The organism is Lacticaseibacillus salsurivasis, from assembly GCF_036246225.1.
In the GTDB taxonomy this organism is placed as follows: Bacteria; Bacillota; Bacilli; order Lactobacillales; family Lactobacillaceae; genus Lacticaseibacillus; species Lacticaseibacillus salsurivasis.
Map to the genome: position 1 here is coordinate 50,975 of NZ_BTTP01000016.1, position 14,997 is coordinate 65,971.

The window sequence follows — 14,997 nt, forward strand, 5'->3', positions numbered from 1 at the left end:
GGCAGCAGCTACGCCATCCACCGAGTCCAAAGTTCGGACTTGGTGGATGGCTTGATCAGCCCGTAGCGCGAGGCGCGTACAGGCTGACATGCGTTAGAAAGGCTACCTGTCGGCTCCAAACCCGCCTTTTGTCACAGCCCCACTGCAAGCTAGACATACTGCAAAACTTTGGCATCGTTATAAGCGACTTCGATGGTCCCGCCACCGAAGCACTCGTCGCCATCGTACAAGACGACTGCCTGCCCTGGCGTGATGGCCCGGACTGGCTCGTCAAACTCGATGGTGGCCTTATCGCCATCCATGTGCACGGTGACGCCGGTATCCTTTTGGCGATACCGGAACTTAGCGGTGCAATGGAAGTCCTGCGCTGGCGCATGGCCAGTGAAGAAGTTCATCTGCGAAGCCTCCAAGTGCGTCGCCATTAGGTGCGGATTGTTAAAGCCCTGACCAACATACAAAATGTTCTTGGCCAAGTCCTTACCAACGACGAACCAAGGCTCGGAATTCTCAGAGTTACCGCCAATGCCCAAGCCCGAGCGCTGACCGATGGTGTAGTACATCAGGCCATCGTGCTGGCCCTTCACCTCGCCATCGTAAGTCATCATCTGGCCTGGCTGAGCCGGCAGATAAGTGGACAGGAACTGCTTGAAGTTCCGCTCACCGATAAAGCAAATCCCCGTTGAATCCTTCTTGTGTGCCGTCGCGAGCCCGGCCTCTTCAGCAATGCGCCGCACTTCAGACTTTTGCATGCCACCGATAGGGAACATGGACTTGGCCAACTGCGCCTGCGAAAGCTGACTCAGAAAATAGGTCTGATCCTTGTTGCCATCAGCGCCGCGCAGCATGTGCACCACACCGTCGGCATCGGTTGTGGTTTGGGCGTAGTGGCCCATGGCAATGTAGTCGGCATTCAGTTCGTCGGCGTAGTCAAGAAACGCCTTAAACTTGATTTCCTTGTTGCACATCACATCGGGATTTGGCGTCCGGCCGGCTTTGTACTCATCCAAAAAGTACTGGAAAACGCGGTCCCAATACTCTTTTTCAAAGTTGATGCCGTAGTACGGAATACCAATTTCGCTGGCGACTTTGGCGACATCCTCATAGTCTGTCGTCGCCGTACAAACGCCATTTTCATCAGTGTCGTCCCAGTTTTTCATGAAGACACCGACAACATCATACCCTTGCTGCTTGAGCAAAAGCGCCGAGACGGAAGAATCCACCCCGCCGGACATGCCCACCACAACGCGGGTGTTGCTATTGTCCAAAATGATCACCATCATTTCAATCAGATTCTGGAGTTATCCGATTTGAAGGTCGTCAATTCCAGTAGTACTCATTATACCAGCGCGGCGCAGAATTACAACGCTAACGGAAAGTAAGCGTTAGACCCGTCTGCGGGTCATGCGCATGATGGCCGTGAAAATGTCGTCCTGGGCCGGCTCAAAGCGCAGGCCTTGCTGCCGCATCGCCTTGCTCAGGGCCAGTCCCAGCGTTGTCGTGATGTTGGGCACACTGGTGACCCCTTCCAGCACCAGGGCAAAATGCTGATTCAGCACTGGCATCAGTGCGGCGGCCTGAACCTGCGTCAGGCTGGCCGCTAGCTGAATCAAAAGCGCCAGCATGCCGCGCCGCAGTTCATCACTCGTGGCCGACCAGGCCATGCTGCGATTTTGCTGGCGCATGCCAATCACCGGTGGCGCTGGCTGCACCGTCACACCCAGCATCGTTTGTGGGGTGAGGCCTAGGCGCTGGCTAATCAAGACCAGCTGTGCCAGACTTGGCTGCTGACGATTCGTTTCCCAGTTTTCAACCTGCGCCGCGGCCACCCCGATTCGCAATGCCGCGGTTTGCGGCGACAGGTTCAACGTTTCACGCGCCGCCTGGAGATTTTTTCCCATCCGAAATGTCATGTCATCACCTTCTGCTTTCAGCATACCACCTCATCAGGCGCCAAAAGCCGAGATGACAAAAGTGTTCGCTCAGCTAACGGCTGCGGCCACTGCTACTGCGGCGGCAAAAAAGTCGTGTTCCGGGCGTTTGCGATCAGCTTTGCGTTCGTCCCAACCGGCCTCGGCCACATGATCCGCAGTGTAGAAAAACTGGTACAAACCAAGGTGGCGAAATTGGCTCCAAGCAAACAGCGCCGCCGCTTCCATTTCCACGACCTGCGCGCCTAGCCCCAGCATCCGCTGTTTGCGCGCAGCGGTTTCCCGATAGAACGCGTCGGTGGTCCAGGTGATTGCTTGTTGATGGGCAAAATGACCCGCATCAAACGCAGCATTCATCGTTGTCACTGCGGCCGGGGCAGCAGCAATCGTCGGGGCGGCCGGAGCATAGTGATAACTGGTACCTTCATCACGAATGGCTTCGGTCGGAATGATCAACGTGTCAGCGGCAAGGCTCGAATCCAGCACCCCGCACGAACCAAAGACCACAAAGTTTCGCCCGCCTGCTCCATACACCTCTTCCAACAACCCCACCGCATTGGCTGCGCCAATGCGGGGCATGATTAAGGCAAACCGTTTGCCCCCGGTTTCATACTGGTAAATCGGTTCAACGCCATTGATGGAAGACAAGCCACCAATCTGGGTCAATTGCTTGGCTGCCAGCAATGCTGCCACGAGTTTGGCCGAAAAAGGACATAGCACCGTTTCTGGAAAATCAGTCGCAAAAGTTTGCCTTTTCGCCACATCGGCTGGGTTGATCAAAGCGTGACGATTAGGATCGAATTCCTCGAGTAACATGGCGCCACTCTCCTTCATTGTTGAGCCTTATTAAAGCATAAATGAATGGCGACAGCAATGCACCAGCCAGAATCAAAAAGGCACTGCGTTTGCAGTGCCTCACTGGCTATTGAATCGCTAAGACTTCGCGCTCAATCAGGTTATCAATTAGATACTGATACTGCTCAACATTGTCCTTGGTCTGCTCTGACTTGAAAATGTTGATGGCCTTCAAGCCATTAGCGGTCGTGGTATCCATTTGGAAACCAGACAGGTCAGCCTTAAAGGTGATTTTCAGCTTGTTAGCTTGCGTGAATGGTGAATTGGGATCCAGTGCGCGTTCCAGCTGGAAATTGCCATTCTTAGTTTTGACAAACCCCAAATCCATGAGCGTGTAGCGCTTGATATTAGGTGAAATTTGATAGGTTTTCGGGTCGCCCAATGCTGCCCCAGTTGCTTTTAGTGCCATCTTGCCACTCCCCTTTCACGCCAATGCGTGATTACTCTAGCCTTATTTTACCATGATGCAAGCGCTTCTGAAAGCCAGAGCGCGGCCTAAGCCGTTGATTAGGAGCAAACAGTCGTCAGATTTCACGAGTTTCATAGACGTGCAGACTAATCATCAAGGAGCCGCTTAGCACCACCAGCAACGCCACTAGGCCCACTGCCACTGTGGGCCACACTGGCAGCTGCGCAAAGGGATCCAGATAAGCCACCAGCCCCAACACCGCGCAAAGCCCAAACAAGGTGCCATAGACAGCAAATGGCGCCCGTTCAAAGCCCCATTTCAGCAGCATCGGGTATTCGATGGCGGTGGTCAATACGAAAAAGAAGAACACGCCTGCCGCCACGCCGAGGGTGCGGCTGAGATTGGCTTCGGCGGGCCGAATGAGCCCAGTGACCACGTCCACCACTGCAAAATTCAACACCAAAGCTGCGACCAAACTTAAAGCAAAGCCATAATGTCCCCACACCACGGTCCGCCGGCGCAGCGGCAACAGTGCCAGCATGCCTTCAAGCCCGTGCTGCTGACTGCCTACAAACGGCATCATCAAAGCGGAACTGGCCATCCCCGCTGCGGCCCCTAACATCAAAAAGCTAGTATTAGCCAGAAAGACGCCCAGAAGCACCAGCACGAGGTCGGCTAACCCCACAATCCACCAAATTGAATGTAGCTTAGTGGTGGTCCAGTCTAATCTCATCATCGTCGCAATATCACGCATGGTCTTCACCTCGCTTGCCTAAGTAGATCATCAAAGTATCCAGATCCGGCGTGGAGGTGACCAGCCCTGCAGCCAGCGCTTGGTCCGTAGTCGGCAGAAGCAAAGAGAACCCAACGCTGCTTTGGCGCAGGCCCAGCCCACGGTGTTTAAGCGCTGCAGTCAGCTCTGACGAGCCACCTTGCACTAACAGATAACGACTAAGCAGCGTGTCTGTTTCACCAAAAAAGCGCTGCTGACCGTGAATTAGATACAAGAGATAATCTGCAAACTGCGCTAAATCATCCGTTAAATGGCTGGAGAGCAGCACACTAGCCTCACCATCCTGAATATACGACTGCAACAGCTGGCGTAATTCATCCCGTGCAATCGGATCCAGCCCTGCCATCGGTTCATCCAATATCAGGAGTTTAGCATGATGGCTTAACGCCACCGCCAAGTTCACTTTGTTTTGCGTGCCTTTGGACAGGCGACGATACATGGTTTTCGGGTTGATATCAAATTGCGCCACCAGCTCCAAAAACTGCTGTGAATCCCAGCGCCGAAAGAGGCGGTGCATATTGCCATCGATGTCCTTGACGGTCCAGACGTCAGGCAGCGTGGTTGAATCCAGCATCGCCCCGAGGTCATCGCGGGCCTGCTGCCGCGCATCGGCGGTCTTGGCGCCATTCAAGGTAAACTCGCCGGCACTGGGTTGGGCCATGTCCAGGAGTAAGCGCAACGTCGTGGTTTTGCCTGCCCCATTTGGCCCAATCAGACCCATGATGTACCCAGCCGGCAAATCAAAGGTTAACGGCCCTAGCGCAAACTCGGGATAGGTTTTCGCCAAATTAGTCACGTTCAGCCGCTCATTCATGGTCCTCACCTCCCGCTGCTATCAAGTTATCCAACATCTCGTGCAGGGTTGCCGCCGGAATTTGACCGATTTTGGCGGCATCAAGGGCCGCTTGCAGACCTGCTTCCACTTGACGTAGGCTCTGTTCGCGTAGCAGTGCCGGGTCCTGGGGCTGAACATAGGTACCTTTCCCCTGGACATTTTGCACCAGGCCGGCTTGTTCCAGATCATGATAGGCACGTGTCGTCGTGATCACGCTGATTTGCAAGTCTTTCGCCAGCCCCCGAATTGAAGGCAGCAAGGTGCCCGGTTGCAGTTCACCGCTTAAAATAGCGGCTTGGATTTGATCGATAATTTGCTGATAAATCGGCTCGCCCGCTCGATTTTGAATCACAATTCGCACCGCACTCACCTCTGCGCTTTAGCCACTGACCGACTCTTCTTCAAAGCCGCCAAAATGCCACTATCGCTGTAAACCAACACATTCGCCCGATAAGCCCGCGCGGCAAAAATGCTGAAGCCGAGCAGGAAGACCAAGTTGATGGCAAGGGCGATGCCAACTTGGAGCAGACCCACCTGATCGACCCCAAAGCGGGCCGGCATAATCATGGGGCTCAGAAACGGGAGGTAACTCATCACATTGATAATCGGGCCGGAGCCATTGCTGACCATCAGCGCCGCAAAGTAGCCAATCATCGCCAGATACAGCACGGGCTGAAGTGCCATACCCGCTTGCTCCTGATTGCTGACCAAAGAGCCGCACAGCGCGGCTAAAATCGTGTAGCTGAGAATGCCAAGCACAAAGAAGCCGAGCATCACCAGGACAAATGACCAGCCGATTTGCTGCCAATCGACCAGTCGCAGTAGATCATCCAACGCTGGCCAGTGCTTTCGTAGCAGCCACGCCCCGCCGCCCAGCACCGCATAAGCGGACAACTGCACCCCGACTAACTCAGCAATGCCCAATAACTTGCCATAAAATTGGGTTTGCGCTTTGATCGCGGCCAAAATCGACTCTTCGATGCGCGACCCTTTTTCGGTGGCAATTTCTTGCGCCACAATGCTGCCATAGCTCATGAGGAACAGATACATAAGAAAACCTACCGCCAACGCAAGGATACTTTTAAGGCCCTCCGACTTGTTGGCGGCAGCTTTAAGCTGACCGCCGCTCACCGTCACGGTTTTGACCTTGACTTGAGTGGGCCGCAACATTTGTGCCAGCGCCGCTTGCGATAAACCAAGCGATTTGGCCACAGCCTGCGTATTCAACGCCGTCAACGTGGTTTTAATGGTCGCTGGATCGACGGTTTCCCCATCGTCGCGCACCATCAGCTTAACGCTTGGACTCGTCGCCTGCGCCACCGTCAGCAAGCCATCGACCTTACTTGCCTTCAACAGTTTCTGCCCGGCAGAAACACTGGTTACTGGCTGAAACTCTGGGTCGCTACTGTGCTTCAAGCTCGCCTGCACTGCCGCTGGCGCCGCCACGGCCACTTGCGCCGGCTGGTTGGTCTGATCCATATACCAAGAAATCCCACCAATGATGGCAAGCGCAATGAGTGGCATCAGCACTAGACTCCACCAACTAAAACTGTGCATGTTTTTACGAAAGACCATTTTGGCAATCAAGTTCAACTTACGCATCAGGTTCACCTACTTTCATCCGGAAAATCTCATCTAGCGACGGCGCCTGCTGCCGAAACCCAGCAATATAACCGCCAGCGGTCACGCGGTCAAAAATCGCTTTCCCGGCGGCCTCATCCGCCAAGGCCAGCTCAAAGTGGCTACCGGTTTGCGTCACCTGCGCCACCCCTGGCAAAGCGGCCAGTTCGGCTTTGGTCAAGGCCGGTTCATCGAGGTGAATCCGCACCCGGCCATACTGGGCTCTAATTTCCGCCACTGTCCCGGTCAGCACCTCCCGGCCATTTTTCAACATCACTAAGCGGTCCGACAAGGACTCGACATTGCGCATGTCATGGCTGGAAAAAATAATCGCGGCGCCATTCTCCTGTAACAACCTTACCCCGGCCTCCAGCAAACTGGCATTGACCGGATCCAGCCCGGAAAACGGTTCATCCAAAATAAGCAGCTTCGGCATCGCAATCAGCGCGGCAATCAGCTGCACCTTCTGTTGATTCCCCTTGGACAAATCTTTGATTTTATCCTTGCGCTTGCCTTTCACCTCAAAGCGGTGGAGCCACTCATCCAACTGTGCATCCACATCTTTGGCAGTCATGCCATGCAACTGGCCAAAAAACTGCACCTGCTCCTCGATGGTGAGCTTGGGATAAAGCCCCCGTTCCTCCGGCAAATAACCAATAAAATCACGATTCAGCTGCGCCAACGGTTGGCCCTGCCAACTGATGCGCCCAGCATCTGGTTGCAACAAATCCAAAATCATCCGAAACGTCGTCGTTTTACCGGCACCATTTTGCCCTATCAACCCTAGGATCTCCCCTGGGGCAATCGTAAAGCTCACCTCGTCTACCGCGGTTTGATCCCCAAAGCGCTTGGTCACGCCTGCTACCTCAAGCATTTTTCCATCCCCTTACTGTATATATCCTAACATGTACAGTATCATCAGTAAGTGCTGTCGTCAATCTGATTCCACACAAAAACGACCTTGGCTACTTATCCAAGATCGTTTCAACTGGTACCGTATAACCTCTACCTGCCAAAGCAGACAACCAACTCAGGTCTGCTGGCAGGCTATCTTCAAACCACAGCATCACCTAGTCTAAGAAAACATGTCTGACCAGCTCAGTCTGTTCTCCAACGAGCAGCCGTGGTGCTGGCGGAGCCCACCCCGTAGCCGCCCGCGGCCACTAATGCGTTTTGCTGTGCAGCCGGGTAACGATTTTCTCTAAGGCATCAATGAATTGGGCGATGTCCATCACCGTGGTGAAAGCGCCGAAGGAAATCCGAATGGACTCGGCAATCCGCGGGCTATCCGCCCCGTACATCGCCGTCAGCACATGCGACGGCTCCATGCTGCCCGCCGTGCAGGCCGAACCGCCAGAAATGGCAAAGCCTGCCAAATCAAGGTTAGTCTGCAGCGCATAGGTCGAAACGCCGGGGAACCAAAGATTAAGCACGTGATTGAGCGCATCTTCCTTCAGCGGCCCATTGACTTTGAAGTCGATGCCGGCGCCCGTCAACGAATCGATAATCTGTTTCTTGAAGCCGAAATACTTCGCCTGCCGATCGGCTTTTTCCTGTGGGGTAATCAGGCGCACCGCTTCAGCAAACCCGGCCACGGCTGGCGGGTTTTCAGTGCCGGCGCGGCGCTTGGTTTCCTGCTCGCCGCCTTTGAGGAAAGACGGGAAGTTGATGCCCTCGCGCCGGTACAAAAAGCCGATGCCTTTGGGACCGTTGATTTTATGCGCAGAAACACTGAGCATGTCCACCTGCAAGGCATTCACATCAATATCCAGCAGGCCATAGGCTTGGGTGGCATCGGTGTGGAACCACGCTTGGTGGTCCGCCAGACGGGCGCCGATTTCAGCAATGGGCTGGCGGCTGCCGACCTCGTTATTGCCCAGCATGATCGACACCAAAATTGTGTCATCATCCAGCGCCGCATCAAAGTCCGCCAGACTGATTTCCCCATTTTCGTCCACTGGCAGATACGTGACGTTGAAGCCTTCCTGCTCCAAGGCCGCCATCGGCTTTAATACGCTGGGATGTTCAATTGCCGTAGTGATGATGTGCTTGCCTAGGCTGGCGCGCTTGTGCGCCGTTTGCATGATGGCAGTGTTATTAGCCTCAGTCGCGCCGCTGGTGAGGACAATTTCGGTGGGTTTTGCTCCAATACTTTTGGCCAAAGTCGCATGGGCCGCGTCCATCACCGTATGCGCTTCACGACCGAACCAATGCGTGGAGCTGGGATTGCCAAAATCCTGTTGCATCTGCGCCATCATCGTGTCAATGACCGGCTTAGCCATGGGGGTGGTGGCGGCATTATCGAGATAAATATGGGTCAAAATCATTTACTCCTTTGTTCGTTAATTCAACTGGTGCAAGTAGGCCAGCAGCATCGCGGCGCTGCGCTTGCCGGCATCGATGATAAAATCATCAAAGTTAACACTGGCTTTACTATCACCATTGTCGCTCATCGCTCGAATCACCACAAAAGGCGTGTGGAATTCAGTGGCGACTTGGCCGATTGCCGCGCCTTCCATTTCACTGGCCAGGGCCTCTGGATAAATCGCCAAAATCCGTTGAATCGCGGTTTTGCTGGCAATAAACTGATCGCCAGACACAATGAGGCCCACATGCGTGGTGAGCTGGGTCGCTTCGGCGGCAGCTTTGATGGCCGCCACCACGGCTGGATCAGCCTTGAACCGCTGCGGCTGCTGCGGTAGTTGACCAGGCAAATAGCCAAAAGCCGTGGCATCAACGTCGTGATAGGCCACTTCATCTGAAATCACCACATCCCCAATGGCCAACCCGGTGCCAATGCCGCCGGCGCTGCCGGTGTTGATCAGCACATCCGGGTGGTATTCATTGAGCAGCACCGTGGCAGTCATCCCGGCTTGGACTTTGCCAATGCCTGATTCGACCAAGGTCACTTCGACCCCATCCAGTTGGCCATGGTAATAATGCTGGCTGGCAAAAACTTTTTCTTCCTTGTTCGCCAGTTTTGGCAACAAGGTGCGAATTTCTTCTTCCATCGCGCAAATCACGCCGATTTTCATCACAGACACTCCTTTATCCTTGCGAGTCACTTACTAATTGTACGCTCTTTACAGGAAAAACAGAACCACAAAGACAATGATCAACAGCACTGCGGTGATGCCAATCGCCCAGTTCAGTTTCTTCTTCAGACTGTTCACTTTTTTGAAGGTGGGTTCATCAAAGCGGCCGGTAGTGGGTTTCGGTCGGCTTTCTTTGGCGTACTCGCGCTCGGCTTCGCGCCGTTTTTCGTCGCGGGTTTCGGCCTCGGCTGCGGCTTTGGCCTGCGCCTCACGATATTCTTTCCGGGTCATCTCAGCCATGCTTTGCCTCCTCTAGCGCCCACAGCGCCACTGCCAATGTGGTTTTAGCATCACAGATCAAGCCCGCTTGCTGCGCCGCTTGGGCTTCGTGCAAGCTCAGCCATTCGCCTTGAACGGACTCGCCAACATCTTGCGGCCGCTGCTGGGCTGGGGCGTGAAAGTCCTCCGCTAAGAAAAGATGCGTCTGGGCATCCGAAAAACCTGCACTTTGATAAAAGTGGGTCAGCGGTTGCCAATGCGCAGCGGCTAGCTGGGCTTCTTCATTCAGCTCACGTTTGGCTGCTTGGAGCGGCGTTTCGCCAGGCTCAATTTTGCCTGCTGGTACTTCCAAGGTTTCCTGACCCAGCGGCGTGCGCCATTGCCGCACAAACAAGGCGCGGCCTTGCTTAAGGGCCAGCACCCCCGCCGCACCAGTGGTGTGTACGAGAATGCGCGGCGCCGTGGTGCCGTCTGGCAGGCGGACCGTCAGCTCACTTAAGGTCAAAATCGGCCCGGCATAAAGTTGTTTTCGTTGCTCGATGGTTTCCAAGCGCTTGCCTTCTTTCCAGTTTCTTCATAGCCCATGATACCAATGGCCGCTGAGATTACCAACGCCTTAAGAGATTCTTGACGAAAGTCCATCCGAAGGCGGATATGACCACCCCTATAATATGGTAAACTGAGGTCACGTAAGCATTATAGCAGGAAGTGAAAAACGTGAAAAAACCGGAAAAAAGAATCCGCTGGCTCCGCGTTGGGCTGTGGGCCGCTGGCGGTGCAGTATTAGGCCTCCTCACTGGCCGCGTATGGATTGCATCGTTCTTATTGGTGGTGTTCGGCGGCGCACGCTTGATTGGTGAGCTTAGCCGGCCTGAGCCTGAATCCGAAACCCCACCCATTTCGCCTGACATGGCCGCCCATTACAGCGAAGCAGGCCTCTCGGAAAATGAGATCAACCTGTTTCGGGACACGATGGATCAAGCGGCAGATCAAATTCATGACTTTGAGGCCATCGCGGACCGCGTGCCAAAGATTAAGGCCATTGCCTTGAATGCCGACTTACTCGACATCATGCACGCTTATTTTAAAGCCATTGTGCAGACCCCGAAAAAACTCGGGGCGGCTGGGCATTTTATCTATGAGCAATTGCCTAACCTCCTGCGCATCGCCCAAAAATACGAAACGATTTCGCACCATGAAGTCAAAACGCAAGATACCTATGACGTGTTGACCACTGCGGCCAACACCCTCGCCGACTTGGCCGCCACCATCAAAGATGGCTATGCCGAGTTTGTCGAAAGCGATATTGATGATTTGGAAGCCGATTTGAACTTGGCCAAGCAGCAGATTAAACCGCGCTTGACTGAATCAACCCAGCCGCTGAACCGGCAAGTTAATTTGAATGCAACCATTAAGGAAGAAACGGGGCATGAACATGAATGACGAACCGACACCACAACCAACCAGCACCCAAGCCGATCCAGACTTACTCAATGACCTGCTAAGCCAGCCTTTCACCGCCGCAGCGCCTGCTGCCGCTACCGGCCAAGCGCCAGAAGCACAGGTGAAAAAGGCCAACCTCACGCCTGAGCAAGAAAAACAGGCCAAAGACCTCGCCGCCCAAATCGATGTCAAAAACACCGAAGCCGTGATGAACTATGGCGCCAACGCCCAAAAGCAGCTCGGCCAATTCTCTCAGACCATGCTGGACAAGGTGCAAAGTCAAGACACGGGTGCAGTCGGCGATGCCTTGACCTCACTGATGGCCCGGCTGAATGAAGCCAATCCTGATGAGTTGCGGGCCGAAAACAACAACGTCTTCAAGAAAATCTTCGGCAAAGTGCGGCGCTCGATTTTTGAAATTACCGCGAAGTACCAGAAAATTGGCGCTCAGATCGACACCATTGCGGCCCGGCTTGGCAAGGAGCAGCAAGGCCTGATCAACGACAACAAAATGCTCGACGAACTCTATGTCCAAAACAAGGCCTACTTCGATGCTTTGAACATCTACATTGCCGCGGCCAAGATGAAGCAAGAAGAACTCTTGACCACCACCATCCCCGCTGCGATGAAGGAAGCGCAAGATTCCGGCGATCAAATGAAGGTCCAGGAAGTCAACGACCTCAAGCAATTCGAAGCCCGGTTGGAAAAACGCGCCTACGACCTGCAGCTGGCCCGGGAAATCACCTTGCAGCAGGCGCCGCAAATTCGCCTGATTCAAAATACCAACCAGGCCCTGGCCGAAAAGATTCAAGCCTCCATCAATACCGCCATTCCGCTCTGGAAGAACCAGGTGGCCATTGCCCTTACCTTATTGCGGCAAAAGGATGCCGTCACCGCTCAACGGGAAGTCTCCGAAACCACCAACGATTTGCTCAAGAAGAATTCGAATATGTTGAAGATTTCCGCCATCGAAACCGCCAAAGAAAACGAGCGCGGCGTTGTCGACATCGAAACCCTCACCCAAACCCAAAACGATTTGGTCGACACCTTGCAGCAAACTCTCCAGATTCAGCAGGAAGGCCGCGCCAAGCGCCAAGCAGCCGAATTGGAACTGGGGAAAATGGAAGAGGATCTCAAGAACCACCTGCTCGATTACACCCATGGCGATATGCATCCTCGCCAGTAAACAGCAGCAACGCAAAAGCGGCGAATTCCTTGAGGAATTCGCCGCTTTTTTGTGCAGTAAGCCGCATTCAACTGAGCGACTTCACCATGTTATACCACACCTCACCCGCATGACTGGAAGCAGACTGGCCCTCGTTGCGATAACCATTGGCCTCATAGAACGACACCAAGCGCTCGAGACAAGTGAGCGTGATGGCGCGCCGATGTTGCGCAGTCGCCACTTGGGCCAACTCCGCCAGCAGCTGACCGCCCAAGCCTTGACCGCGGCGGCTTGGCGCCACGACCAAACTCAGCACGGCCTGATACGGGGCGGTGTCCGTGTTCGCCGCCGCGCTGGCAAACAGCTCATCGGTCAAATACCGCTGGTCAATCGCGGGGCCAACAATGTAACCCAGCACTTGATCGGCGACGACGGCAACAATAAAGGTTTCCGGATAAGCCGCAATGCGTGCCTGCATGCTACTTTTGGTGGCGGCTTCGGCGGGACTGAAGCCCGCAGTTTCAATGGCCATGATGGCCGCCAGGTCACTGGCCTGGGCCGGACGAAAATGGGTCACAATCAAGGCTCCTTTGGTGGCAATGTTTAGAGAATGGAGACATTGCCTTCATCCAAATCGGTATGGCTGAGATAAGCGGTTTGGTTGTACACATCTAAGTAAAAACGGTGCTCATGCACTGCGAGAATCGAAGTGGACAGATTTTTCAAGCCAAGCAAGTTCTCGTTGCCGGTCGCGGCTTTGATGCCAAGTTGGCTGATCCCACCATGGGAAAACACCAAAGCATTTTCATTTTTGCCGAGGCTGGCAGCAATCTGCTGCAACGCCTGGCGAAACCGGCTGCGCGCTTGATCAAAATCTTCCACGCCTAATGCTTGAAGCGCTGGATCATTTTCGCGGCGCGATAACTTGGCGAATAAGGCGGGCGCAGTCGCTATCAAGTCGGCGCGCTGCTGACCTTCCCATTGGCCAAAGGAGAGCTCCTTCAGACCCGTCAAAGGTTGAATTGGGAGGGCCAGCCCCATGGATTCGGTCACAATGGTGGCGGTTTGCTGTGCCCGGGCAATGGGGCTGGTGTAGACCTGGGTAAAAGGATACGCCGCCAAGTATTGCGCCAGTTGGTGGTAGCCGGTCAAATCAGCAGTCAGCAGCTGACTGTCGGCCCCTGCCCCTTGCAGGCGCTTGGCTACGTTCCATGCCGTCTTGCCATGGCGAATGATAAACAAACGCTTCATTGATTTTTCCCCACCGTATCGCCGCGCAACCCGCGCCGTAAAGTTTCGACCGCGGTGGCTTCAGCCGCGGCAATGTTACCTAAGTTGACTTGCGGCCCAAATTTGAGGATGAGGGCGACTTGCTGCGGTTTCAGCGGCGCCTCAAAAATTAATTGGTCGCTACCAGCTTTGGCCAAGGCGTCCAGTTCACTTTCAATGATAGCCCCAGAAGCGTCATAGATGCCGATATTTTTGCCGGCTTCACGCGCTTCGAGAATGACATAGTTGGCGCCAGCCGCCAAATCGGCCTGGATTTCGGCGAGGCGCTGCGGCACCGTCAGCTCATGATCTAGCGTGGGATTTTTCTTACCAACTTCCGTGAGGACAAACAAGCCATCCTTCTGGGCCTCCTCAATCAATGCCCGCCGCCGCGCCGGCGTGATGACCGTGGAGCCATCGCTGATCTCCACGCCGGTGAACCCTAGAGACAGGGTTTCCTGCAAAAAGGCAGCATACTGCCCGGATGCTTCCGCGACTTCCAGCAGCGTACCGCCTGGATAAACCACAATATTGGCCTGGCGATACAACGCCACTTTTTGCTTGATCAAGTCCCGGTCCATGGTTGCGGCCGTGCCCCACCCCAACTTAATGAAATCGATCGTGGGGCCGGCGGTCGCCACCAAATCCGCCGCGGCATTCAGCCCAAAGCCTTTGTCCAGTACCATTGTTTTCCCGGCCCCGCTTTTGGCGCCTAAAAATTCGTAAGCTAACATATCCTGACCCTCCAAAATGATGATTTGATTAGAATCAGCTTAAACAAAAAGTGTGACTTTTTTGCGATCATTGTTAGCTCTTTTCACCGGCTCGCATCGTCAGCATCCGGTACGCCGTCAGCGCCACCGCTACCGCACATAACGCCGTTGCGGCGATGAAGGCAACATGCATGCCATCGATGAACAGTTGCGGCTGCTTGGCCAGATAGGTCGTCACCTTATGTCCAGCTTCGTTGCTCATCGCGGCGTACAACACAGTGGTCGAAGCCGAGATGCCCACGACCATCCCCATGTTTCGGGCCAAGGCATTGAGTCCACCAGCCACCCCGAGATCTTTGGGGGCCACGGCCGACATGATCAGCGTGTTATTTGGCGACTGGAAAGCGCCATTACCAAAGCCCATCAGCACAATAATGGCCATCACGAGCAGCCACGGCGTGTTCAGGCCCAAGAAAATAAACCCAGCTTGAGCCAGCAAAATCACGCAAAGGCCAACCAGCGTGATTGAAGTGCAATAGAAAAGTTAGACAATTTAGATTTTGAATTAAGCAATCATGGTTTGTTCCCGGTACTCAACTGGGGTCAAGCCATTTTTGTTTCTCGAAATTCTGACATTGTTAAACCAATCCACA

The 14,997-nt window shown here is 54.3% G+C and carries 19 protein-coding genes and 1 pseudogene; 2 read left to right on the forward strand and 18 right to left on the reverse strand.

Annotated elements, in window-relative coordinates; all coding sequences use genetic code 11:
* Positions 1-149: 149 nt before the first annotated feature.
* From mnmA to AAA927_RS10565, 13 genes are all read right to left on the reverse strand, one after another.
* The gene (mnmA, locus tag AAA927_RS10505; RefSeq protein WP_125581019.1) at positions 150-1,280 is read right to left on the reverse strand and encodes a tRNA 2-thiouridine(34) synthase MnmA; all 1,131 of its coding nucleotides are present in this window, start codon (positions 1,278-1,280) and stop codon (positions 150-152) included.
* 102 nt (positions 1,281-1,382) lie between these two features.
* The gene (locus AAA927_RS10510) at positions 1,383-1,910 is read right to left on the reverse strand and encodes a helix-turn-helix transcriptional regulator (protein WP_338217785.1); all 528 of its coding nucleotides are present in this window, start codon (positions 1,908-1,910) and stop codon (positions 1,383-1,385) included.
* Between the two features lie 69 nt (positions 1,911-1,979).
* On the reverse strand, positions 1,980-2,744 hold the full coding sequence (locus AAA927_RS10515) for a nucleoside phosphorylase (RefSeq protein ID WP_338217786.1): 765 nt from the start codon (positions 2,742-2,744) through the stop codon (positions 1,980-1,982).
* Positions 2,745-2,850: 106 nt separating this feature from the next.
* The gene (locus AAA927_RS10520; RefSeq protein WP_125581023.1) at positions 2,851-3,192 is read right to left on the reverse strand and encodes a DUF1831 domain-containing protein; all 342 of its coding nucleotides are present in this window, start codon (positions 3,190-3,192) and stop codon (positions 2,851-2,853) included.
* A 115-nt stretch (positions 3,193-3,307) separates the two neighbouring features.
* A complete protein-coding gene (locus tag AAA927_RS10525; protein WP_338217787.1) occupies positions 3,308-3,946 on the reverse strand; it encodes an ABC-2 transporter permease in 639 nt (212 codons plus the stop codon).
* Positions 3,939-4,799 (reverse strand): ABC transporter ATP-binding protein, encoded by an 861-nt coding sequence (locus tag AAA927_RS10530; protein WP_338217788.1) that lies wholly within the window; start codon positions 4,797-4,799, stop codon positions 3,939-3,941. The genes AAA927_RS10525 and AAA927_RS10530 overlap by 8 nt, the downstream gene beginning before the upstream one ends.
* Positions 4,792-5,181 carry a GntR family transcriptional regulator gene (locus AAA927_RS10535; protein WP_338217789.1) on the reverse strand — a complete coding sequence of 130 codons (390 nt, stop codon included), beginning with the start codon at positions 5,179-5,181 and terminating at the stop codon, positions 4,792-4,794. Before AAA927_RS10535 ends, AAA927_RS10530 begins: the two co-directional genes overlap by 8 nt.
* A gap of 5 nt (positions 5,182-5,186) precedes the next feature.
* Positions 5,187-6,422 carry an ABC transporter permease gene (locus tag AAA927_RS10540; protein ID WP_338217790.1) on the reverse strand — a complete coding sequence of 412 codons (1,236 nt, stop codon included), beginning with the start codon at positions 6,420-6,422 and terminating at the stop codon, positions 5,187-5,189.
* The gene (locus AAA927_RS10545; protein ID WP_338217791.1) at positions 6,415-7,314 is read right to left on the reverse strand and encodes an ABC transporter ATP-binding protein; all 900 of its coding nucleotides are present in this window, start codon (positions 7,312-7,314) and stop codon (positions 6,415-6,417) included. The genes AAA927_RS10540 and AAA927_RS10545 overlap by 8 nt, the downstream gene beginning before the upstream one ends.
* A gap of 289 nt (positions 7,315-7,603) precedes the next feature.
* Positions 7,604-8,761 (reverse strand): cysteine desulfurase family protein, encoded by a 1,158-nt coding sequence (locus AAA927_RS10550; protein ID WP_338217792.1) that lies wholly within the window; start codon positions 8,759-8,761, stop codon positions 7,604-7,606.
* Positions 8,762-8,782: 21 nt separating this feature from the next.
* Positions 8,783-9,478: a 5'-methylthioadenosine/adenosylhomocysteine nucleosidase gene (locus AAA927_RS10555; protein WP_338217793.1), complete on the reverse strand. Its 696-nt coding sequence runs from the start codon at positions 9,476-9,478 to the stop codon at positions 8,783-8,785.
* A gap of 45 nt (positions 9,479-9,523) precedes the next feature.
* A complete protein-coding gene (locus tag AAA927_RS10560; RefSeq protein ID WP_204119220.1) occupies positions 9,524-9,775 on the reverse strand; it encodes a hypothetical protein in 252 nt (83 codons plus the stop codon).
* Positions 9,768-10,304, reverse strand: coding sequence for an NUDIX hydrolase (locus AAA927_RS10565; RefSeq protein WP_338217794.1), 537 nt, complete (start codon positions 10,302-10,304; stop codon positions 9,768-9,770). Before AAA927_RS10565 ends, AAA927_RS10560 begins: the two co-directional genes overlap by 8 nt.
* Positions 10,305-10,471: 167 nt before the next feature.
* On the opposite strand from AAA927_RS10565, the gene AAA927_RS10570 reads away from it, so the two are divergent.
* Together AAA927_RS10570 and AAA927_RS10575 are read left to right on the forward strand one after the other, a co-directional pair.
* Positions 10,472-11,197, forward strand: a complete 726-nt coding sequence (locus AAA927_RS10570) for a 5-bromo-4-chloroindolyl phosphate hydrolysis family protein (protein WP_338217795.1) — start codon at positions 10,472-10,474, stop codon at positions 11,195-11,197.
* Positions 11,184-12,383 (forward strand): toxic anion resistance protein, encoded by a 1,200-nt coding sequence (locus AAA927_RS10575; RefSeq protein ID WP_125581043.1) that lies wholly within the window; start codon positions 11,184-11,186, stop codon positions 12,381-12,383. Before AAA927_RS10570 ends, AAA927_RS10575 begins: the two co-directional genes overlap by 14 nt.
* 67 nt (positions 12,384-12,450) lie before the next feature.
* Here the strand turns inward: AAA927_RS10575 and AAA927_RS10580 are convergent, their stop codons facing one another.
* The 5 genes and pseudogenes from AAA927_RS10580 to AAA927_RS12890 form a co-directional block, all read right to left on the reverse strand.
* Positions 12,451-12,942, reverse strand: coding sequence for a GNAT family N-acetyltransferase (locus tag AAA927_RS10580; RefSeq protein WP_338217801.1), 492 nt, complete (start codon positions 12,940-12,942; stop codon positions 12,451-12,453).
* Between the two features lie 23 nt (positions 12,943-12,965).
* Positions 12,966-13,613, reverse strand: coding sequence for a histidine phosphatase family protein (locus AAA927_RS10585; RefSeq protein WP_338217796.1), 648 nt, complete (start codon positions 13,611-13,613; stop codon positions 12,966-12,968).
* Positions 13,610-14,365: a phosphosulfolactate synthase gene (comA, locus tag AAA927_RS10590; RefSeq protein WP_338217797.1), complete on the reverse strand. Its 756-nt coding sequence runs from the start codon at positions 14,363-14,365 to the stop codon at positions 13,610-13,612. The genes AAA927_RS10585 and comA overlap by 4 nt, the downstream gene beginning before the upstream one ends.
* A gap of 73 nt (positions 14,366-14,438) precedes the next feature.
* Positions 14,439-14,870: pseudogene (locus AAA927_RS10595) on the reverse strand (MFS transporter); the annotation flags it as partial.
* A gap of 39 nt (positions 14,871-14,909) precedes the next feature.
* Positions 14,910-14,996, reverse strand: coding sequence for an IS3 family transposase (locus AAA927_RS12890; protein ID WP_366150659.1), 87 nt, complete (start codon positions 14,994-14,996; stop codon positions 14,910-14,912).
* Between the last annotated feature and the right edge of the window lies 1 nt (position 14,997).